This window comes from Acaryochloris sp. CCMEE 5410, assembly GCF_000238775.2.
GTDB lineage: Bacteria > Cyanobacteriota > Cyanobacteriia > Thermosynechococcales > Thermosynechococcaceae > Acaryochloris.
Genome location: NZ_AFEJ02000002.1, coordinates 651538 through 671287, shown reverse-complemented (window position 1 = coordinate 671287; position 19750 = coordinate 651538). Strand labels below are relative to the sequence as shown.

General features: G+C 46.5%; 19 protein-coding genes and 1 pseudogene. 11 read left to right on the top strand and 9 right to left on the bottom strand.

The window, feature by feature from the left end:
• Window positions 1-478: 478 nt before the first annotated feature.
• Window positions 479-2314: an iron uptake porin gene (locus ON05_RS23920; protein ID WP_010479689.1), complete on the top strand. Its 1836-nt coding sequence runs from the start codon at window positions 479-481 to the stop codon at window positions 2312-2314.
• Between the two features lie 74 nt (window positions 2315-2388).
• Here ON05_RS23920 and ureG read toward each other — a convergent pair whose 3' ends face one another.
• From ureG to ON05_RS23905, 3 genes and pseudogenes are all read right to left on the bottom strand, one after another.
• Window positions 2389-3003, bottom strand: coding sequence for an urease accessory protein UreG (gene ureG, locus ON05_RS23915; protein WP_010479691.1), 615 nt, complete (start codon window positions 3001-3003; stop codon window positions 2389-2391).
• 89 nt (window positions 3004-3092) lie between these two features.
• Window positions 3093-3794, bottom strand: coding sequence for an urease accessory protein UreF (locus tag ON05_RS23910; protein WP_010479693.1), 702 nt, complete (start codon window positions 3792-3794; stop codon window positions 3093-3095).
• A gap of 132 nt (window positions 3795-3926) precedes the next feature.
• Window positions 3927-5453, bottom strand: a pseudogene (locus ON05_RS23905) (IS5 family transposase).
• A gap of 506 nt (window positions 5454-5959) precedes the next feature.
• Here ON05_RS23905 and ON05_RS23900 point away from each other — a divergent pair.
• Window positions 5960-7063 carry a glycoside hydrolase family 113 gene (locus tag ON05_RS23900; protein WP_010468057.1) on the top strand — a complete coding sequence of 368 codons (1104 nt, stop codon included), beginning with the start codon at window positions 5960-5962 and terminating at the stop codon, window positions 7061-7063.
• 16 nt (window positions 7064-7079) lie between these two features.
• Here the strand turns inward: ON05_RS23900 and ON05_RS23895 are convergent, their stop codons facing one another.
• Complete coding sequence (locus tag ON05_RS23895) at window positions 7080-7652, bottom strand: Uma2 family endonuclease (protein ID WP_010468058.1); 573 nt, start codon at window positions 7650-7652, stop codon at window positions 7080-7082.
• Between the two features lie 66 nt (window positions 7653-7718).
• Window positions 7719-8177, bottom strand: a complete 459-nt coding sequence (gene ureE, locus ON05_RS23890; RefSeq protein ID WP_010468059.1) for an urease accessory protein UreE — start codon at window positions 8175-8177, stop codon at window positions 7719-7721.
• A 253-nt stretch (window positions 8178-8430) separates the two neighbouring features.
• Between ureE and cysH the strand changes: the two genes are divergently transcribed.
• From cysH to ON05_RS23865, 5 genes are all read left to right on the top strand, one after another.
• Entirely contained in the window at window positions 8431-9258 is an 828-nt protein-coding gene (cysH, locus tag ON05_RS23885) for a phosphoadenosine phosphosulfate reductase (RefSeq protein WP_010468060.1), read from the top strand.
• A 54-nt stretch (window positions 9259-9312) separates the two neighbouring features.
• Entirely contained in the window at window positions 9313-9582 is a 270-nt protein-coding gene (locus ON05_RS23880; protein ID WP_010468061.1) for a hypothetical protein, read from the top strand.
• Between the two features lie 61 nt (window positions 9583-9643).
• Window positions 9644-10429, top strand: a complete 786-nt coding sequence (locus tag ON05_RS23875) for a class I SAM-dependent methyltransferase (protein WP_010468062.1) — start codon at window positions 9644-9646, stop codon at window positions 10427-10429.
• A gap of 214 nt (window positions 10430-10643) precedes the next feature.
• Window positions 10644-10823, top strand: coding sequence for a type II toxin-antitoxin system Phd/YefM family antitoxin (locus ON05_RS23870; RefSeq protein WP_236618804.1), 180 nt, complete (start codon window positions 10644-10646; stop codon window positions 10821-10823).
• Window positions 10804-11100: a Txe/YoeB family addiction module toxin gene (locus ON05_RS23865; RefSeq protein ID WP_010468064.1), complete on the top strand. Its 297-nt coding sequence runs from the start codon at window positions 10804-10806 to the stop codon at window positions 11098-11100. The genes ON05_RS23870 and ON05_RS23865 overlap by 20 nt, the downstream gene beginning before the upstream one ends.
• A 12-nt stretch (window positions 11101-11112) precedes the next feature.
• Here the strand turns inward: ON05_RS23865 and ON05_RS23860 are convergent, their stop codons facing one another.
• The 3 genes from ON05_RS23860 to ON05_RS23850 all read right to left on the bottom strand — a co-directional run bounded on the left by ON05_RS23860 (window position 11113) and on the right by ON05_RS23850 (window position 13311).
• The gene (locus ON05_RS23860) at window positions 11113-11757 is read right to left on the bottom strand and encodes a DUF4033 domain-containing protein (RefSeq protein ID WP_010468065.1); all 645 of its coding nucleotides are present in this window, start codon (window positions 11755-11757) and stop codon (window positions 11113-11115) included.
• 113 nt (window positions 11758-11870) lie between these two features.
• The gene (locus tag ON05_RS23855) at window positions 11871-12347 is read right to left on the bottom strand and encodes a pentapeptide repeat-containing protein (protein WP_029314929.1); all 477 of its coding nucleotides are present in this window, start codon (window positions 12345-12347) and stop codon (window positions 11871-11873) included.
• Window positions 12348-12645: 298 nt separating this feature from the next.
• Window positions 12646-13311 carry a class I SAM-dependent methyltransferase gene (locus ON05_RS23850; RefSeq protein WP_010468067.1) on the bottom strand — a complete coding sequence of 222 codons (666 nt, stop codon included), beginning with the start codon at window positions 13309-13311 and terminating at the stop codon, window positions 12646-12648.
• A 183-nt stretch (window positions 13312-13494) separates the two neighbouring features.
• On the opposite strand from ON05_RS23850, the gene ON05_RS23845 reads away from it, so the two are divergent.
• The 4 genes from ON05_RS23845 (at window position 13495) to ON05_RS23830 (ending at window position 17402) form a co-directional block, all read left to right on the top strand.
• Window positions 13495-14331, top strand: coding sequence for a DUF2059 domain-containing protein (locus ON05_RS23845; protein WP_010468068.1), 837 nt, complete (start codon window positions 13495-13497; stop codon window positions 14329-14331).
• A complete protein-coding gene (locus ON05_RS23840) occupies window positions 14331-14843 on the top strand; it encodes a hypothetical protein (RefSeq protein ID WP_010468069.1) in 513 nt (170 codons plus the stop codon). Before ON05_RS23845 ends, ON05_RS23840 begins: the two co-directional genes overlap by 1 nt.
• Window positions 14844-14996: 153 nt before the next feature.
• Window positions 14997-15941, top strand: coding sequence for a WD40 repeat domain-containing protein (locus tag ON05_RS23835; RefSeq protein ID WP_010468071.1), 945 nt, complete (start codon window positions 14997-14999; stop codon window positions 15939-15941).
• Window positions 15942-16223: 282 nt separating this feature from the next.
• Entirely contained in the window at window positions 16224-17402 is a 1179-nt protein-coding gene (locus ON05_RS23830) for a hypothetical protein (RefSeq protein WP_029314930.1), read from the top strand.
• A gap of 5 nt (window positions 17403-17407) precedes the next feature.
• Here ON05_RS23830 and ON05_RS23825 read toward each other — a convergent pair whose 3' ends face one another.
• Window positions 17408-19663 carry an ankyrin repeat domain-containing protein gene (locus ON05_RS23825; protein WP_010468076.1) on the bottom strand — a complete coding sequence of 752 codons (2256 nt, stop codon included), beginning with the start codon at window positions 19661-19663 and terminating at the stop codon, window positions 17408-17410.
• Window positions 19664-19750: the final 87 nt, after the last annotated feature.

Below are 19750 nucleotides of genomic sequence, written 5' to 3'. Positions count from 1 at the left end.
CATATCACTCAAATATTTCAATATCTATTGCCAAAGTTAACATATTGAAGAGTTCTAGAGTCCATTAAGAATAAGTCAGTTTCGATTGCAAGAAGTCACAAGTTTAATTATTTCTGAATTTGTATTGCATTTTACAAAATAATTACCTGCCATAACGTAGTTGTAATTGGGGGACTTAGATTAAGGATCTTCTAAGACTCCCTTAATCTAGGAGTTAGGAAATTATCATCTAAGCAATGTGACCAGAGTGTTAAAAGCGGATCCTTTGTCTTCCTGGCTACTGTTTTATAGTCAATTGATGCGTTTTTATGGATTTAGTTTGTCTGATTCAACACTCAAAAGCTCCCACAACATCTAAATCATTCGCATTTAGTGTCTGTGGTTAAGCAGTCTGTTCATTGTTTTTGATGGCTTATTAGTATTTGAGAACAGATTCAAAATATGAATCTCTGTTCTAGGTGTGTGTGAGGATTTTTAAATGACCAATATTCGGGATAAATCCCTCGTTTTTTCATCTCTTGCATTATGGGCCTGCTTGCTCCCTACAGCAGTAGGAGCAGTAGAACCAGCCGCTTTAGAAGAAGTACAAGTCGATACCACTGCGATCCCCTCCTTGGAGTTAGCGCTCAATTCCGAAGTTAACAATAGTGAGGACGTTCAGGTATCCTTGGCCCCTTCAGAATTACTGACAGAAGTGGATGTCAAGTCTGATGAGGCTTCTAACAGCTCAGTAGCGGAAGTGGAGTCTTTATATCTCGCAGATCAATCGACTGCAACCTCCCCGTCTGTCGCAGAGTTGATGGAGGAAACCCAAACTGATTCTGTGGGTCAAGTGACCTCCGTATCCCAATTATCTGATGTTCAGCCAGATGATTGGGCGTTTCAGGCGATTCAATCTTTAGTTGAACGCTATGGCTGTGTCGCCGGTTACCCCAACGGTACGTTTCGTCCGAGCCGAGCCATGTCTCGTCGGGAAGCAGCGGCTTTGGTGAACGCCTGTCTGGATAACCTTAGTAATCGCTTTGCAACCAAGGAAGATCTGGATGCTCTAAAAGCTCTGCAAGATGAGTTTGCAGCTGAGCTTGCCACCCTTAGAGGACGGGTTGATGGTCTAGAAGCTCGGGTCGCAACCGTTGAAGCACAGCAGTTCTCCACAACGACTAAATTGAGTGTTGATGCTGTTTTTACGGCCCAATTTGGTGACTCAGACAACCAAGCTTTCGATAACTCTTCCGATGGTTTAACGCCTGGCGTTAACCAATTGGCAGACTCACGGGCAAGTGCAATTGGCTCTGTTTACATGAGCTTCAATACCAGCTTCTCTGGAGATGACCTTTTGCAAACCACGTTGTTCTTTGGTAACAACGGTCAAGATTTATTCTCCAATGCCCAGGTTGGAAGCACTGCAACACTGCCCTTTGCCCAAAGTGCACCTTTATTCAACCCTGGTCAGTACTACTTTGCAGGTTTGCCGAATAATGCAACGCTTTATCGCTTAGCTTATACCTTCAAACCGGTTGAAGACTTGGCTGTCACCATTGCTCCGTTGTACTATCCCACGGATATTATTGATGGCAATAGCTACACCAGTCCGTTTACAGGTTTTAGTACCTGGTTCTTGATCAATAACCCCTTGATAACCCCTTATGTCACCAACTTTTTAGGGGGTGCGGGTGCTGGTTTTGATTGGAATTTCAATGGCGGTCCAGTGTCCCTACGGGGTGCTTATGTGGCTGTGAATGGTTTTTCCGCAGTCAACACGGGTCCTCCCAGTGATGGTGGTTTAGTGGGTGATCCCTATCAAGCTACGGCTGAGTTGGAGTATGCGGGTGAGTTAGGTGATGATTCTAACTTTGCCATTAAGTTGCAATTTACAAACTCTGAGACCTTTGGCGTCCAACAAAATGTTGTGGGTGTGAATGCCGAAGCGAAGTTTGGCCAGTTTGGCGTATTCGGTCGCTATGGTTATTCCTTTGCTGATGGCCAAGGTGTGGCTAACCCCATTCCCTTTGCTGCAGGCACTGTAGGCCGCTTTGATGCCCAAACTTGGCAGGCAGGTGCTGGTATTCACGATTTATTAGTACCCGGCTCTTTGTTTGCAGTATCTGCAGGGATGCCTTTCCTCAACAATCTGCCATCACCAGGGGTAGGCATAAACGATGAAGACCAAATTAACTTGGAAGCCTTCTATCGTTTCCCTGTGAATGACAACATCACGATTAGCCCTATCTTCTCGGCTATTTTGAACCCCAACAGTAGCAGTATTGAGCCTAATCTCTATCAGGGCTTACTACGGGTTGTGTTCTCGTTCTAGCTTTTTAACTCCTGGAGTGAACTTCATGGTTTGACTCCTTACTCACTTCTCTGCGCGGTAATTGGCTTTGCTGATTACCGCTTTTTATTGGGGACTGGCTGAATATGTTGGACGATAAATTCCATGACGGTGGGGAGACCCACCTGCTGCTTAAGATTCGTCATCACAAAGGGTTTAGGGCCACGCATTTTCTTCGTATCTTCTTCCATGACTTGGAGGCTGGCCCCTACATAAGGCGCAAGATCCGTTTTATTGATAACCAATAAGTCTGATTTGGTGATCCCAGGTCCACCTTTGCGGGGAATTTTGTCACCACCCGCTACGTCAATGACATAAATGGTGAGATCGACTAGCTCAGGACTAAAGGTGGCCGCTAAGTTATCTCCCCCGCTTTCGACAAACACGATATCGGGAGAAAACTGTTGCTCTAAGTCTTCAATCGCCGCTAGGTTGATGGAGGCATCTTCGCGGATGGCGGTGTGGGGACAGCCTCCAGTCTCGACCCCCAGAATTCTGTCTTGGCTTAAGGCCTGACTACGAACTAAGAATTGGGCATCTTCTTGGGTGTAAATATCGTTGGTGACAACGGCAAGATTGTACTGATCCCGCATGGCTTTACAGAGGGCATCGACGAGTGCCGTTTTGCCTGATCCAACGGGGCCGGCAACCCCCACGCGAAGGGAATTCATTTGAGGTCAGTCCTAGGGTTTTAGAAGGTTGATCAATAAAAAGGCTGCCAGTATCTTACAAGCCTTAGTGGGCCTATGGTTCTAATGTTTTAACTGCGAAACAAACGACTGTATTGCGTTTCATGGGCCATACTGGCCAGAGCCAGTCCCCAGCCACAGCTACAGAGATCCTCATCTTCTAATAAAAGGATGGATTGGGTGGCTGCTTCGATATGGGGCTGTAGCTGAAAGAGCAGTTGTTGGCCTGTCGTTTGTCCCAACGGGATCAGCTTAATTCCGGCACTAATCAGATTGGTGGCCCAACTATGGAGATATCCAATGGTGGCTGATTCTAAGGGGATTTGCCAGAGGTTGGCAGTGAGTCCAAATGCGATCGCAAAATTGCATCCGGCCTGTAATTGCTCCCAAACCTCCATCAATTCAGGGCTAGTGTGTTCTGGATCTTGCAAGGCTTTAGATAATCGCAACAGCGATCGCCCCATCTGTAAGCTTTGTAATCTCAACTCTTCCGTTTCCCTGGCAGCAGATAACCAAGCATTCCAGTACTGCAATATTTGCACATCGGTGTTTGCTCGATACCCACGGACCATGACCGCAGTTTCCATACGAATGGAGCCATAGGCTAACTCTTGCAGCAGCCAGGTCTGCAAATGGGACTCGTTATTGATCGTTCCCTGGTCAACTAACCATTCCAGACTTTCGGAATAGCTATAGGCCCCGACGGGTAAAGCAGGGCTAGTAAGTTGAAGTAAGCGCTGAGTAATATCCAAGTTGATAGGAGAGAAAGACAATCGAAGTTACTGTTACAAGAGCAAAAGCCATTAAGTAGGTTATTGTCGTTCGCATCGGTACCCAGACATTTATTCTACTTAGGGTTTGCTGAAAAAGTAAATTGAGCTAATTCCTGGCATCAAATCGTACAATCAACCCAGTTGTGACGGCCAGGGCCATATTCCTTCACTGGCCCTAGAAAAGCCCCAAGGCAGCCCTGGCAGCTCCATAACGCTTTCCAACACCAGCAATCCCACCCAAAAATGAATGATAAAAGGTGGCGGAGCCACCGCTCTAGATTCATCACCAAGAACGTGATAGCAATCGCACTAGCAGCCGTATCCGCTAACTTCGCCATCACTCGATTCAAGCCAAATCTTCGCTTGGCCTGCCCAAACTTGCCCTCAATTTGGACTCTCACCTTTTCGTCCTCCCGTGCTTGTTGCTTGAGTTGGCCCTGCACCTGGGGGTCTTGTTGAGGTCTTCCTAACGGTGGTCCACTCAATCGGATACCTCGAGCTTTACACCATCGTCGATTAGCTCGGGTTCGATAGATTTGGTCGGCATGGACTGAGAGAGGATAATGGCCAAAGCGACGATGAAAAGCTTCCACTTGATATTGAAGATGCTGGGATTCATTGAACGCATCCCAGCTTAAACGTTCCAGAAACACACATCCGTTGACACAACTGAGGGATAGCTTGGCCCCAAACTCAACAGGTACTCCAGCTTTGCCTCGGACCATCGGTCGGACATGAGGCTGAGTGAGGCTGACAATACGGTCATCTACTCGACGCACGTGCTGTTGATACATCCACTCTTGCTGTCGAAAGACTTCATGAATCACCAGCAACAGACGGTACTGTCGCCGGGACAGTCGGGACAGAGACGCTCCTAAAGCTATCAATCCATCAATGTGGGCTAGATTCCGACGCACATAGCCCAACTGCTGACGAATCCCTTTACGAATCAGCTTGCGACTCGGTTGACGTTTCTTGGCAATGGCCAGATAAGCTTTGCGGGCCTTTTGGCGGTAGGTGCGAGGTTTGCCCTTGAGAGACAGCATGACTTGAGCATATAAAGCATCAAGGATGGCTTCACTCGCTTTGCGGGCATCATTGAGCAGATCTAAGTCTGTCGGATAGCGAATATCGGCTGGCGCACAGGTCGCGTCTATCAACAATTGGCCCTGGTTGGGAGGGGCAGGAGGCTCATCTTCGTCATCTTCAGGAGAAGGAGATGACTCAGGGGACATCACAACAGGAGAACCCTCAGATGCGAGCACTGATTCCACGACTGCGTCGTTGACTTGAGTCAGTAGCTCTAGATTCAACCGTTGGCGAAAGTGAACCAGCATGGAGGCATCAAACGGAGCACTCTCTCGATATTCACTAAAACCCAGAAAGTACTGCAAGTAGGGGTTCTCTCGAATCTGTTCTACGGTCTCTGCATCGGATACACCCAGTTTCTCTTGATGATTAAGGTCCCTAAGGCCACACGAAAGGGTTTGGCAGGTGCCCCCATGGTCTGACTGAATTGGTCTGCATATTCTGATTCAAAGCTTCCCAGGGAATCAGCTCGGCGAGTTTGACCCAGCGATTCTCTTCTGATAGTTTGCCTCCGAAGGGCAAGTAGAAGTTCTTAAAGGACAGTTGACCGGGGGATGGGCGACGATACATTGGGGTGCATGTGCAAAGGTTTTGAGTATTTTGAACGATTTTCCTTGCACTTCTCAAGGGCGCTCAACACTTGGATACACTGCAAATATTCAACCTTAGACTTTCGAAGCAAGCCCTACTTAGAGATGGAAATACTATAAGAACCCCATAACCAACCCAGAAACTCAATGTTGCAACCCATCCGGCGTTGGCGCTTAAGATTACGACCAAGACTGGGGTAAGGCCAATTAATGACCATGTGGTCAAAACATAACATCTTTCAGAGTAAAGTCCTGATAGGACTGATAAATAAAGCAATCCAGCCGAAGCACCTAAAGCAAGTGCCGCTCCTCCAAAAATATCTAGAACAATTGCCACATAGATTGAATTTAAAATCTCGTCCAGCATTGAGTATTCCTCACCTGTAGAAATATTCTATCGGAGATGATTTTCAGCAATTACTCATATTGCCATTATCTAAATCCTTTAGCCTAGGAACCAGGTTAGGAAACCATTTGAGAGACTGAATGAGAAAATTTATCCTGCTCTTGAGTTTGACCGTAATGCTGATAGTGGGGTGCAAGCTCTTCCCAGCTGATAGTCAAGCGCCAGCTACCGCTCAAATTGAACCTGGAGCTAAGCAGAGAGGGATGTCTTGGACGGCTGAACGGACACCCATTTCTGCCCAGAATTTTGAAACCCTAACTAATGCCCATGTGAATTGGATTGTTCAAACCCCTTTTGGATGGCAGCAGGATATTGACTCCCCTGATTTAGCGTTAACCACCAAAGGGGTTTGGTGGGGCGAGACCGATGAGGGGCTGATCACCACCACCCAACTGGCCCAAAAGCAGGGTATTCAAACCCTGTTAAAACCGCATATCTGGCTGACTCGCCCCCGTGATGGCAAGTGGCGGACGGATATCAAAATGAAGTCTGAGGCGGATTGGCAGACCTGGTTTACCAACTATCGCCAATTTATTTTGCATTATGCCCAGTTAGCCAAACAGCAGAATATTCCCATCCTCTGTATTGGCACTGAACTGCAGACGACAGCCGTAGAACGAGAACAAGATTGGCGACAATTAATTGCTGAAATTCGGCAGGTGTATCCCGGTCAGCTTACCTATGCTGCCAACTGGTATGAAGCCTATGAACAAATCCAGTTTTGGGATGCCTTGGACTTTATTGGTATTCAAGCGTATTTTCCCCTGGCCTCTAAAACTGAGCCGAGGGTAGCGGAGTTGAAGCAGGCTTGGCAGAAGTATAGGGATGCGATCGCATCCCTCCACAATAAATATCAAAAACCCGTTATCTTCACAGAATTGGGCTATCGCAGTACGTCCGATGCCGCTATCGAACCGTGGAAATGGCCTGATACCTCTGAGATTAATCCCTCTAAATTAGCAACCCCAGACGGTTTACAGACTCAAGCCAATTGTTATGAAGCCTTTTTCCAAACCATCTGGCAGGAAGATTGGTTGGCTGGGGTGTACTGGTGGAAGTGGTTCCCCTCAATTGAGGCCAATCCTAAACAACAAGGGGCTGGTTTCTCGCCCCAAAACAAACCGGCAGAACAAGTAATCCGCAAATACTATAGCCAGAGTCTATCTTCAGCTCAGTCATCCTGATAATGACAATCGGTTCCTAAACAAAGATTCGCGAGAGAGGACAAACAAAGTTAGGCAAAAGGGGGGAAGTGAGCGTCTCTGCATCATCGAGTAGCGCTGTAACCAACTTCAACATCGCCTGTTGGCGACGGTAGATCTCCACCTGTTGCAATTGCCAATTGATAATCCAGTATTCTTGCACCCCCCGTACGCTGTAGAGCTTGAGTTTGGCTTGGCGATCTCTGCGCTCATTTTCTGTACCCGCTGACAAAACTTCAATCACTAACTCAGGTGCGGCCACGAGATGTCCTGATTCATCCAAGGCAACGGCTAGACGTTCTTTACCAATCCACACCACATCAGGAATAACATTATCTGCATCGCTAAAAATAAGACCGGGAGCCATAACTGCTTGCCCCAGCCCTGTTTCTAAAGACCAAGCCCGCAATTCAGCATAAACGTTACCACTGACATTTTGATGTTGCCAATGAGGGGCACGAGTCACAAACAGATCTCCATCAATAATTTCATAGCGGTTGCTACTTTCAGGAAGTAATTCTAGGTCCGAAGTGGTCCAGCGAACACGCTCTTCTATTGCAGCAGGATTCATGGGATCTTCTAACGAGCAATGAGACTATTTTAGCCTCTAAGATCTATGGACAGGATTGATGGCTAGTTAATGGGAATGGCTATGGTGGTGTCCCTGCTGACCATAAGCGCCCGCTTCAGGCTGAAAGGGATGCATCTCTTCCGTCACATCCATTCCCAGCTGTTCCAGCATATTTTGCAAAACCGAATCAGGTGCAAGACGCAAGCAGGTCGATGTAATTTCTAAGGGAACGTGGCGATTGCCTAAATGGTAGGCCCCTCGCAATAAATCTAGGGGAGTGGGAGCCTGGACCGTTAAAACAGGTTCGGGTTTGGCAACGATACGCAATACGGTATCGCTATCAGATTGCAGCAAGTCATTGTCATAAAGAACCGTGCCTCGATCTAGCTGTAGGAAGACGGTTTGGCCTTCTGGGGTTTGGAATTTATGGCGCGATCGCGTTCGTTCTTCCGCTGTTAACGCTAATGTCAAATCCGCTTCACGTTTTTCTGCTTTAGACAGCTTACGAATAAATACCAGTGACACGATCAGCTCTATCCCTTATGTCAACTTTAATCCCCAGCATAAAGCGATGGAAGAAGCTTTGGGAACTCCCCAGAACGAGAGGAATGGTTGAGTCAGACTGCACTAATACTATGGGGGCTGGCATAGACAGGAACAACCCTAGAACCCCCAATATCTATAAAGACTGCGTTTGCCTAGGATGAACGGTACAAATCATCAATCGCGGATAGAAAAAGCATGGTACTAATAGATTTGAACCTGCGTTGGTATTGTGATGTCCTTAATTGATGCCTCCCCTTCTGAACAGAGCAGGGAACCCGATGGCCTCCGCACTTCAACTGGTTCCCCAGCAATGGAACCTTCGAGCCAAACAATGGATTTAGAACAGATCAACCAACAGTTTGATCAAGCGTCTGCTGAGGATATTGTTGGTTGGGCTGCCAAGTCTTTTGGGGACGGCTTAGTGATGAGTACTAGCTTTGGCATCCAAGCTGCGGTAATGCTGCATTTAGTCACGCAGGTTGTCCCTGATATTCCCGTTATTTGGATTGATACGGGATATCTGCCTGCACAAACCTATTTGTTTGCTGAACAACTAACTGAACGACTGGGGCTTAACCTCAAGGTGTATCAGTCTGCTATTAGCCCTGCCCGCATGGAAGCGCTCTACGGCAAGCTGTGGGAATTCAATGATGTCAAAGCGTTCAATCAGTACGATCAGATGCGGAAAGTTGAACCCATGCAGCGAGCTTTGCAGGAACTGCAGGCGACCGCATGGCTGGCTGGACTACGGAGTAAGCAAACTAATTTTCGGCAGTCTTTACGCCGAGTTGAGACTCAAGGCGATCTGTATAAAATTCTCCCCATCCTGAACTGGCACTCTAAAGATATTTACCAATATCTACAAGCCCATGATTTGCCCTATCACCCCTTCTTTGACTTAGGCTATACCACTGTCGGAGATTGGCATTCTAGCCGTCCAGTCGGTGCCGATGACGACAATGATCGCGCCACCCGGTTCCAAGGACTCAAGGAAGAATGTGGTTTGCACTTACCACAAACCCCTGAAGAGTCACAAAGTCTAGATTCCAGTTCTTTGTAGGCGTTTGCGATTCCAAAAAGCTGAGTTAGCAACGGCACGCTCCTGGGATGAACCATGGCCAGAATCCACAGTAAAAAATATCGGGCAGCCGCCAGAGCCAAGGCTAAAGTTGCCGCTGAACGCCAGTATCTTGAGGAAATCCATCAACTACCATGTCCTAGTTGTGATGCTCAAAATACGTCTTTGATCTTGTATGGATTACCCAGTTTTGACGATCAATTGAAGCAAGATTTGGACAAGGGATTGATTTCTTTAGGTAGGTGTGATCTTATGGAGACTAACCCAAAATTGCGGTGCAACCAATGTGGATATGAGTGGGGTTAGTCGTAGGTTCAGATATTGTTTGCTTCCAATAAGCTTTGAGTACGGTTGAGTATTCAGCAATATGAGCCCATCCAACTATTACGACAACATCGCTTCAATCTATGACCAAACGCGCTGGATGTCGGAGTCAGTGGCAGAAGAGGTCGCAGATTACATTTTGGAGTTGGTTAATGCCAATCCAGACACCTCTTTTTTAGAGCCTGGTGTGGGGACTGGCTTGAATGTCCTTCCCTTGGTTAAGCGGGGCTATTCTGTGACTGGCATAGATATTTCCCAGGAAATGCTCGATCAATTTCGCCATAAGCTGAAGGGCAATCCTGAAAATCTGACTCTGATCCAGGCAGATGCATCCCAACTTCCCTTGCCAGATAACAGTTTCGATGTTGTCCTTACGGTTCATATGGTGCATACCGTCTCTCACTGGCAGAAATTCTTAGGTGAGGTGGAACGAGTTCTCAAACCGGGAGGATTCTATTTGAATGCCCAATGGATCACACCACCTGCCCGCATGGAGTTTGAGCATTACTTCAAAGCGTTTTTGGCGAAGGGTACCCACACACCATCTTCCACCCCCAGCCAAGAGATTAACGTAGAAGACTATTTCGGCAAAAAAGGATATCGAGCCAACTATGCAGTTGCTAAGAAATGGCTGGTGAGCAATACGGTGGAAGAGCTGCTGGGGTTTCTGCATGCTCGCGCCTACGGTTTATGTTGGCGGTCGTCTGATGAAGACTTTGAACAGGCACTAAATGAATTTGAGACGTTTTGCCTTGGGCACTATGGCTCATTAAAAACTGAAATATCGTCAGAAGCCCAGTTTGAGATATGGGCGTATCAACTCAGCTAGCATTCTGGTTTGGAAGCAATGTTCAACCGCTACTGTTACAGCTCTCCTGAAACCAGAATTCCAATTGCTAGAATATTGACGTACCGGATTTAAGTACGTCAATGCTGCCAAAAACCCTTAGTTATAGTCAGGCTCGTGCTAATTTTGCAGAGACCCTGAATGATGTTGAAGACAATCGCTCTATGTCATTGTTCAACGTCCGAATCGACCCGGTGTGGCTTTAATTGCGGCAGATGAGCTGAGCAGCATGATGGAAACGGTTCACCTACTGAGATCGCCCGCCAATGCCACCCGTCTCTTTGATGCGATCGCACGAGCTGAAGCAGGAGAAGGACAGCACACGACTCTAAATGAACTCACCCAGGAGCTGGGTTTTGGGGAAGAAGAAGGCTAAGTTTATCCCTTCTGAGGTCAAGTGGGAAATCATCCTTGATCCAAATTTTAGAGAAGATTTGCAGTATTGGATTCAACAGGATCGGAAGCTGGCGCTAAGGTTAATGGTTGTGGTTGAATCCATTGCCACAGATCCATTTACGGGCATTGGCAAGCCCGAAGCGCTTAAGCATCTGGGTTCTAATTTGTGGTCCCGACGCCTGAATCAAGAACACCGCATTGTTAATCTTGTTCGGGATGGGAAAGTATATTTGCTAGCAGAAAAATATCACTATTAGGCCATGCTCCCGTCAGTTGCTTCGCATCTGCGGGCAAGCCAGGGCCTTGGGTTGAGCAATCTGGCATTCACCTACTAGACAGGGCTGATTGTAAACCGCTTCTTCCTCGATAGGGGGTGCAGAATGACCAAACACCATCTCGCAACTCATATCCTCAAAGTTCGGGGTGAGGGTGAGGGGAAAGCCAAACTCCTTGGCAAAAAAGTCTTGGGTGGGTAACTTACACATATTCACACACATACCCACGCAGCCACTTTCTTCTAGATAGCGACATTTTTGAATATGAAGACCGCTTCGTTGCGTGCGGAGCTGTCCATTCTCACCGACGACCTCTACCTCCGTCAGATCACAGGGACCTACCAGCCAAGTAAACATCCGGCTGGCAAACCAGGCATTCCATTCCAGGATGCGTTGAGTGGGATTGAATAGGGTGCGAATTCCGAGTAAGACAAAGCTGGGGATGAGCGATCGCAACACCGTAGCTAAAGCTTCCTGCTGCTGCTTGGCATTTCGACCTCGCATAATTTGCACAGACAGATCGACCAGCCCTTCGTAACCCGCTAGCTCACTTTTTTGACCCGCGACCTGGGCCATCTTTTCTGAGAACAACCAAATAAAAGCCCGATCAAACCAATTGTCTTTGTAGACTGTCTTCACCCAAATCTCCTACGCCTAGCAGGGCTACACCATTTCCTCAATATAACGGTAATCCAAAACCGAGTTACGAGGTCATTCTGTAGCCCAGGCGAGAGGAGAGAGCGGTCATTAACCTAGGAGCGACCACCGGCCCAAGTAACCCACCGATGGGATTCACCACTATGCCGCGCCGTTTGGCTTAATTCTGCTTGGGTAATGTTGGCACCGTTTAACTCAGCCCCACTCAATTCAGCGCCATCCAAACAAGCCCCAATGAAATCGGCATGACTCAGATTGGCACACCGCAAGTCAGCACCTTTGAGATTAGCCCGCCCCAACTTTGCCCCACTGAGATCAGCACCAATCAAATTGACCTGACTCAAGTTTGCACTCCGCAGATCGGCCTGACTCAAATCAGCATCTGTCAAATTAGCGCAACTCAGATTGGCACCATTTAAGTTTGTACTGGCTAAGTCCGCTTGACTCAGATCAGCCCCACTCAAATTGATCTGACTTAAGGCTGCACCCCGCAGATCAATCTGATGACAATAGGCATTCTGGAAACTACGTTGTCCAGAACCATAGTCTCGTAACAATTGAGTTGAATTCATAAGCTTTCCCTCTGCATACTTACCATCGAGAGAGTGAATCTCCTCTCCAGATAGATTCACTCTCTCCGTCCTGCATCACCCCTCTAAAACAGTGATGCGATGGAAAAAAACAGAAATAACAAAATAAGCAAACCTGAAAATACAATGCCGTAAGGGTCACGATGCCAGAGATCATTCTGACGACGGGTCGTATTCATGAGCAATCCTCCCAATACCAACCAAAGCTGGAAGGGGACTTGACCCTTCCCTTATTTCGATATATCCAAATTAGGCAAAGAGTTTGAGGAAGTTGTGAGGATTAAGAGGCTTTGGTCGCAGCCCCAATAATGTGGGGCTTGACGACCGCAATTGGGACAGGTGCTTCAAAGGTTTGATAGTCAACCTTGGCAAATCCAGCAGATTCAATCACCTTACCGGTCTCTCGATCTAGGCGACAGCCATCTCCGATGACTTGCCAGAGGGGACAAAGTCCCGTTTGGACGCGGCGCAGAAAACTACCCGCAGGAGCCATGACATGCTCTATAAATAAAAACTGTCCCCCAGGCTTCAGCACCCGCAGAATATTTTGTACCGTGGATTCTAAATCTGGGACCGAACAGAGGACGAGGGTACATAAGACGACATCCTTGCTGTTATCGGGAATAGCAATGTCAGCGAGGGTCGTTGTCTGTACTTCAATATTTAGCCCTAACGCATCCGCTTGCTGCTGGAGGTAAGGGTGCATATAGGGATTGGGCTCTAGACCTAACCAATGGATTTCAGGTTTGAAGTACGGGAGGTTTGGCCCTGCACCAGGTCCCAGTTCTAAGATTTCTCCGTGTAGGTGTGCAAACAGCTGGCGTTTGCGATCAGCCATTTTGGTTTCATACCCCTGAGCAGCCGTAGCCATCGCCCAGGCAAAAAAACGTTGATACCACTGTGGGCTGTGCCAGGCAGTACTAGTTTGGGATGGAATCTTAGGCATGGTCAGGATCTTCAATACAACCTATGACTTAATTCTAAGAGTCTTTTGGACAAGGACTTTGGTAGAAATAAGCCTGTAACTGATTCAAGCACGCTAACCTTTGGAGGCAAAATAATGATGTCTTTAAGGAATTGCTAAACTGGCACCCATAAGTTGTTTACGGTTATTAGGAGTGCAGACATCTTGGTTCAATCTTGGGGTGTAAGAATTGGGTTATTTGGACTATCGATGACGATACTGGGCACGCCAATGGGTATCCCCTTTGAGGTAAAAGCGGAAGACCAGACCACATCGATTCAGGAAGAGAATGCAACAACCGAGCCAGCTGCCCCAGCAACGGAGACACCACAAGATTCTTCATCCCCCAAACTAGATAAGCAACCCCCAGTTGATTCTGAAGAGAAAGCGGAAGATCCTAAAACGGTCACACCGACTGTAGATACCCACAAAAGTGGTGCAAAGGACACACCCAAGGAAACAGCCCTACCTGAAGAAACTGCACCCCCTCCTTCTCCTAAGAAATTAGCTTTGATTCAGCGGCTGTTGCTGATTACGGAGCAGAAAAAAAATGCTGAACAGCGCCTAGAGGTCATGTTGGCCAATATGGAGGAAACCTTGCCGAAGGTGTTGGCCAATATGATCCGCGATCGCACTCAGTTACAAGGGGATGAACTGGTAAAACGCGTCACAACCACAGCCCAACGAATGGTAAAACGGTATCGCGAGTTATTGCCCAGCCGGGTCAATATTGGTGAAATAACGGAGGAAATTAGCACCAATCTGTATGCCAAGTACTACACCGAGAAGGAGCTAAAAGACTTAATCAAGTTCTACCAAACGCCAACAGGACGAAAAGCGATCGCAACTTTGCCTCAACTAACAAAAGAAGCGTTGGCTCAATCGAACGATATTTTGCTACCCGAAATCACTCAGCTTTTACAAGAAATCATGCAAGAAGAATTTGGGCCTGAATCGCCCCAATCAAGCCCAGAAGATGAAAAGGTCGCACCCAAACCGTGATGCCATTGAAAGTTCTATGGCTTTCACAAATGCTTGTGATAGTGGTGTTTTTAGCTGGTTGTAGTGTCCCAACCTTCAACCCAAAACAGGAATTTTCAGTACCATCCAAGGTAAGCACAGCGCAGTTTGATGGCAACTATGATCTCGTCCCTGAGAAAAGTTCAAGCATCGCAAAGATACAAACTAAGCTTGATGCCACAACTCATCCCCAAAAGCGCGAGAACTTAGAAACCCTCTTAAATCTGATAATTGAAGAGAATAAGGTGCTGCGAATACAAAGTGGCATTATTAGGCTAGGAACTACTTTACAGCAGGAATTCTCGCTTCAAAATGGAAAGACTACTGCTTCCGTATTTCAGGGGAAGGCAGTTTGGCATGAAGATATTGGTGATCCTGGAGACTCCTCAGTAGTCACAGTTAGACTTCGCCTCCAAAATGAGCGACTTGAATTCAGTTTCTATGATGAGACTAACGAGCCTTTTGAACCTTTAGTATTTCGTAAATCTTCATAACATTCTTGAGAGAAAGGATGCGAGCAAATCCTGAATAATAGTGAGCAAAGAGCATTAGGAATATTGAAGAATAGGGATTATGAACTCATACTTCATCAGATCTACACTTTAGGTTGCATTCTTCGTCTACTTGATTCGCAGAGCACATGAATCATGCTATCGAAGGCTTACTTTAAACTTGACTCTTGCCCGTTTTCTACTACCGTCACCCCTGATGGTCGTTACTTTATTTGTGGTGGTCTCGACCGGACAATTCAACTGTGGAACATCGCTCAGGGAACTCTAGAGGCGTCTTGGGCAATCGCCAACTTACATCACTTTCCTGATTGCAATCGAATTCAAGCATTGACCGTAACTGAAGATTGTCGTTGCTTAATCGTTGGAGGGGCTTTGTTACAGGCGTGGAATCTGGAAAGTCGCACGAAAATCCGCTCTTACAATGTGGGCAGCCATTGGCCATTGGCAATGGGGAGTAATGTGTTGAGTAACACTCTATTGACTGGTTCTGGAGAAACTATTACTGCCTGGAATTTATCTAATAAACAGAGAAGATTTCGGTTTAAATCCTGCCATGGCACCCTAAATTTTGCCTTTACAACTGATGGGCAGAAATTTATTGCTTCAGATTATGAGTGTGATAAGGATGTTGATGTCCTTGGTATTTATGCAACAGAGACTGGACAACAGATAAATGCATCAGAAGTGAAGCAAACATTTCGCCCCTATCACTTAGATTTTAATGACATGGATACTTTGATTGGAATAGGTGGTAAAGGGGGAATCCAAGTTTGGGACCTTAACTCGTTGGATACAGTAGTTTGTATTAACAGCTCTAGTCATCCTAGATTGCGCCAACATTTAGAAGTAATTCGAGATGTTAAATTCTTGCCTGGTGGCGCAATCTTGATGACAGTAGGAAATGATGGCAGTATTTCTTTCTGGGATGTCAGTGATGGGAGTTATCTAAACGGATTGAACTGTAAGGATCCTATCTACAAAATCTACCCTATTCAAAAGTTCACCCAAGTGGCACTTTATAGCTACCAACGAGCATCCGTAGAACTATATCAACTGGGAGCAGAGTTTACTCAAGGCTGAGAGGAAGCGAAGTAAATTATTATGGTGCGGCACTATTTGGGAATCAAATCTGAGTGATGTTGCAAAATATTTACCCAGTAATAAACCCAAAATTTATAGACTCAATCCCTAGAAAGATTAAATACAAAAAACTCAAAGTTATTAGCCAATCAATCTACAACTGAGGGATCAGCAAATATTTTTTGCCAATCATAAATAATTGTTTTTATCTTGATTTAGCGCCCAAGATCTGCGGCTAGCTTGGGCATACTGAGTCAAGTAATCAGACGTGTAATACAGCCTGTGAATACCACACACTCACCTTTTACGTTTCGAAATTGGGTCAGAGAACAGAACGCCCCCTACAGCATTTTCACAGCCAAAGTGGAAATGGACGAGCTAATCCCTGAGCTACAAAGAGTGTTTCGTATTCAGGGCCATCAAGCAAGATTGCCGCTGACTGGCAAGCTTTCGGATTTACAAGGTGTGCCAGTGGTTAAGTTTAAAGACAACCCTTGGTGTGTCGTGTATTGGGAGATTGGGCGAGCCCCCTTATTAAGAGAAGACTGTCGCACTTTATCAGGAAAGCTCAAGACCAAAGTAATGCACCTAACCGAACAAGACACGTCAAAATGGGTGGAATGGTTTTGTTATGAAAATCAAAACGACGTAGAGTTCGCAGAATGGATGATTTATGACGACAGCGTTTACTTTGAGTCATCCCTGCGTAGACAGCCTCATCTGAAAAAAATCAGTCCTACTGAAATTCGAAGCGCTCTAGACCAGTCCATTGATGAACTGCTAGCGGAACAAGCTATCTATCTTCCAGGATTAGATCTCAACTTGGCAGATCCACAAGTGGAGCGAGTGGACTTACTAACATTGCCTGAATTCCCATTGGGAATGAAAGAATTTAGAGACTGGATGGATTTAGGTCATCCAGAATATGCCATCTTTGCTATCAAAGCTCCCATTGAACTGGTTGGCCCCATTCTCATGGACCAATTTGAAGTCAAAGAGTGGCAAAAGCAGAGTCAAAGTCCTAAGCGAATTTATGAGGCTCTGCCCTATGACGACAAAGCCTATTGGATTCCAATGCTTCAGCCAACCAGTAACCCTTGGACTGTTGTGTATTGGATTGTTGACGAGTGGGAAAATCTAGAGAAAATTTGCGAACATTGTTCTGCTACGTTACAAACCTCAGCAATTGCCCTTGAAGAAGAAGATACTTCTGGCGCATTTGGTTATCAAATTTATGATCAAGGGAAAAAGATTGAGGATGCGGGATATTGTGATGAATTTAGGTTTGAATCAGATATTCGCGAGGAGCCTGAATTCGATAACTTTGACGATTCAGAGTGGGAAGTGATTCGTCAATTTATCCATGAAACCTTTGTCCAAGAAGGAATCTATGTCCCCCCTTTAAGTATGATGGCTAACGATCCTTGTTTTGAGCGAGTTGATTTTCTTAGACGTTACTAAGGAGGTTATTCGGTCACTCCAGCTTGGCGAAGGATATTTGCGATCTCAGTTTTTCCATCCGCAATTGCTATCGCCAGGACCATTTTCCCATCCTCATTTCGCACCGAAGCATCTGCGCCAGCATCTAGTAAAACCTGCAACACTTCAGTGGCGTTCCAAACCAGGGTTTTCATAACGGGTGTCCAGCCGTCTGAATCTGCCGAGTTAAGATTAGCGCCTGCTGAAATTAGCAGTTTGACAATCTCGGTGCGGCCCCAGTAAGCAGCTTCGGATAAAGCCGTTTTCCCAGAAGGAAGGTCTCGATTGACCTCAGCTCCTGCAGCAAGTAGCAATTGCACAACTGTGATGTGCCCTTGGGCCGCCCCAGACATCAGGGCCGTCCAACCGCTATCCTTGTCCGTTGCATTAATATCCACTCCTTGGTGGATCAAATCCCTTACTAGGTCTGCATTACCGTCGAATGCAGCTGAACTAAGCATTTCCACCCGAGCCTCTGCACTCATCTCGCTGCTTCGCTGATGGTCGGCAGTCGTAATCAATTTGGTGATTTGTGAATTGCTGTAGCTCGCTTGCTCAAACGGAGTACCATCCCAGCTTTGTTTATGGGGATCGGCCCCATAGGTGAGTAAGACTTCTACCGCCGCTGCTGCTTTAGCCTCCACCGCATAAAACAGAGCCGTTTGGCCTCGCTTATCTTGAGCATCTATCACTGCTCCTGCTTCCAGAAAATACTTGAGAATATCAGCCTGATCACTTTGAGCTGCATACATCAGGGGAGTTTTGCCAAATTTCTTGCCAGGGCGATCGCTCAAGTCCACCTCAGCACCAGCTTCTAGCAGCCGTTTGACGACATCTAAATGCCCCCTTTCTGCAGCAAACATCAGGGCTGTCTTTTCCCGTCGTTGACGCCCGGCTGAAACTTGGCTTGCGTTCGGATCAGCCCCTGCAGCTAATGCAGATGAGAGTAACTCTAGATGTCCCTTTTTAGCGGCACCCAGCAAAGTATCCGAAGGATGCTCCATAACCTCAGGGGTATCAGGGGCACCTGTCTTCTTGAGAAGCGTAACAATGTCTTGATGCCCCTCCTTAATGGCAATCTTTAGAGCGGTTCGTCCTTTTTCATCTATACATCCTGGATCTGCACCCGCATCAAGTAAGGTTTGAACCATTTCAAATCGGCCAAAAGCAGCCGCCAAATTCAGGGGCATCGTTTTATCAAAACGTTCACGATAATGATCCTGCAGTTCGGGGTTCTGTAACATCCATGAATCGATGGACTGACAGGACAAGTTTGGATCTGCCCCTTTTGCCAACAGCAACTTAACGGCCTCTAAATATCCATGCTGAATAGCTGTTGCCAATGCCGTTGTACCCGTATTGCTAACCACATTTAGATCGGCACCTGCATCGATTAGAGCTTGCAGAGCAAGGGGAATTTTGGGTGTAGGGTCAGGTTTCTCGCCTAATAAACCTGATAGTTGTCTGGCATATCCTTTAGCATAAAAAATTGAAAACAGCTCATCCCCAGAAGCACTAAGCTGAGCGCCAGCAGCAAGCAAAGTTTTAATGGTTTCAACGTTGCAGTTTAGGCAAGCGATCTGTAGTGCTGATTGGCTATTATAGTTCTTGTCGTTAATGCTGCAACCAGCTTCGATTAACAGATTGATGATCTCTGGATTATCGTTTTGAGCCGCTTCCACCAGAGGTTTTGCCTTTGTCTCAAACACCACACTGGCATTATGTTTCAAGAGCAAGCGTACCAGTTCAGTATTGTTTTTCTGGATCGCTTTAGTGATTGGAGCAAGCCCTGGACTGGTATTGATCCAGTTGGGGTCAGCACCAGCCTCTAGAAGCGTTTGGGTAATGGCAATATTTTCTTCGCCAACAGCCAGATCCAAGGCATTAAATTCAAAGAACTTTTTGACCTTGGCATTAACATCAGCTCCTGCGGCCATCAATGCTTTCACAACTTCATGCTGATGAGCCAAGACGGCTGCCATCAGTAAAGTAGGTTCATTAGAAGGTGGTTGCGTTTTTTCAGCTTTCACTAATTCCAAAAACAAGTCATTCTGGCCTGAACGGGCGGCATCAGTCAGTTGTCTGTAGAGGACTTCTGCGTCTTGGTCACCATCAGGATTAGAAGATGAAGTGTCTGGTAAAAGCTGGGCGATGCGGCTTAGCAAGTCTGAAAGTTTTGAATCTTCTGATTTAGCTCCCTCTTCCTGATCAAAGAGATTTCCAATTGCCTGAGACAAATCCATCTTTTAGAAGCCTAATTCATTACCTTCACTGATCTAGATTGCCCAAATCTAGCGAATAGAATGACGAATTATTTATAAAAGAATAGA

What these genes read in the sequence shown, in the direction of transcription:
- ON05_RS23920 (WP_010479689.1), top strand. Translation starts at nt 479, where the DNA reads ATGACCAATATTCGGGATAAATCCCTCGTTTTTTCATCTCTTGCATTA.
- ureG (WP_010479691.1), bottom strand. Translation starts at nt 3,003, where the DNA reads ATGAATTCCCTTCGCGTGGGGGTTGCCGGCCCCGTTGGATCAGGCAAA.
- ON05_RS23900 (WP_010468057.1), top strand. Translation starts at nt 5,960, where the DNA reads ATGAGAAAATTTATCCTGCTCTTGAGTTTGACCGTAATGCTGATAGTG.
- ON05_RS23895 (WP_010468058.1), bottom strand. Translation starts at nt 7,652, where the DNA reads ATGAATCCTGCTGCAATAGAAGAGCGTGTTCGCTGGACCACTTCGGAC.
- cysH (WP_010468060.1), top strand. Translation starts at nt 8,431, where the DNA reads ATGTCCTTAATTGATGCCTCCCCTTCTGAACAGAGCAGGGAACCCGAT.
- ON05_RS23880 (WP_010468061.1), top strand. Translation starts at nt 9,313, where the DNA reads ATGGCCAGAATCCACAGTAAAAAATATCGGGCAGCCGCCAGAGCCAAG.
- ON05_RS23875 (WP_010468062.1), top strand. Translation starts at nt 9,644, where the DNA reads ATGAGCCCATCCAACTATTACGACAACATCGCTTCAATCTATGACCAA.
- ON05_RS23855 (WP_029314929.1), bottom strand. Translation starts at nt 12,347, where the DNA reads ATGAATTCAACTCAATTGTTACGAGACTATGGTTCTGGACAACGTAGT.
- ON05_RS23850 (WP_010468067.1), bottom strand. Translation starts at nt 13,311, where the DNA reads ATGCCTAAGATTCCATCCCAAACTAGTACTGCCTGGCACAGCCCACAG.
- ON05_RS23840 (WP_010468069.1), top strand. Translation starts at nt 14,331, where the DNA reads ATGCCATTGAAAGTTCTATGGCTTTCACAAATGCTTGTGATAGTGGTG.
- ON05_RS23835 (WP_010468071.1), top strand. Translation starts at nt 14,997, where the DNA reads ATGCTATCGAAGGCTTACTTTAAACTTGACTCTTGCCCGTTTTCTACT.
- ON05_RS23825 (WP_010468076.1), bottom strand. Translation starts at nt 19,663, where the DNA reads ATGGATTTGTCTCAGGCAATTGGAAATCTCTTTGATCAGGAAGAGGGA.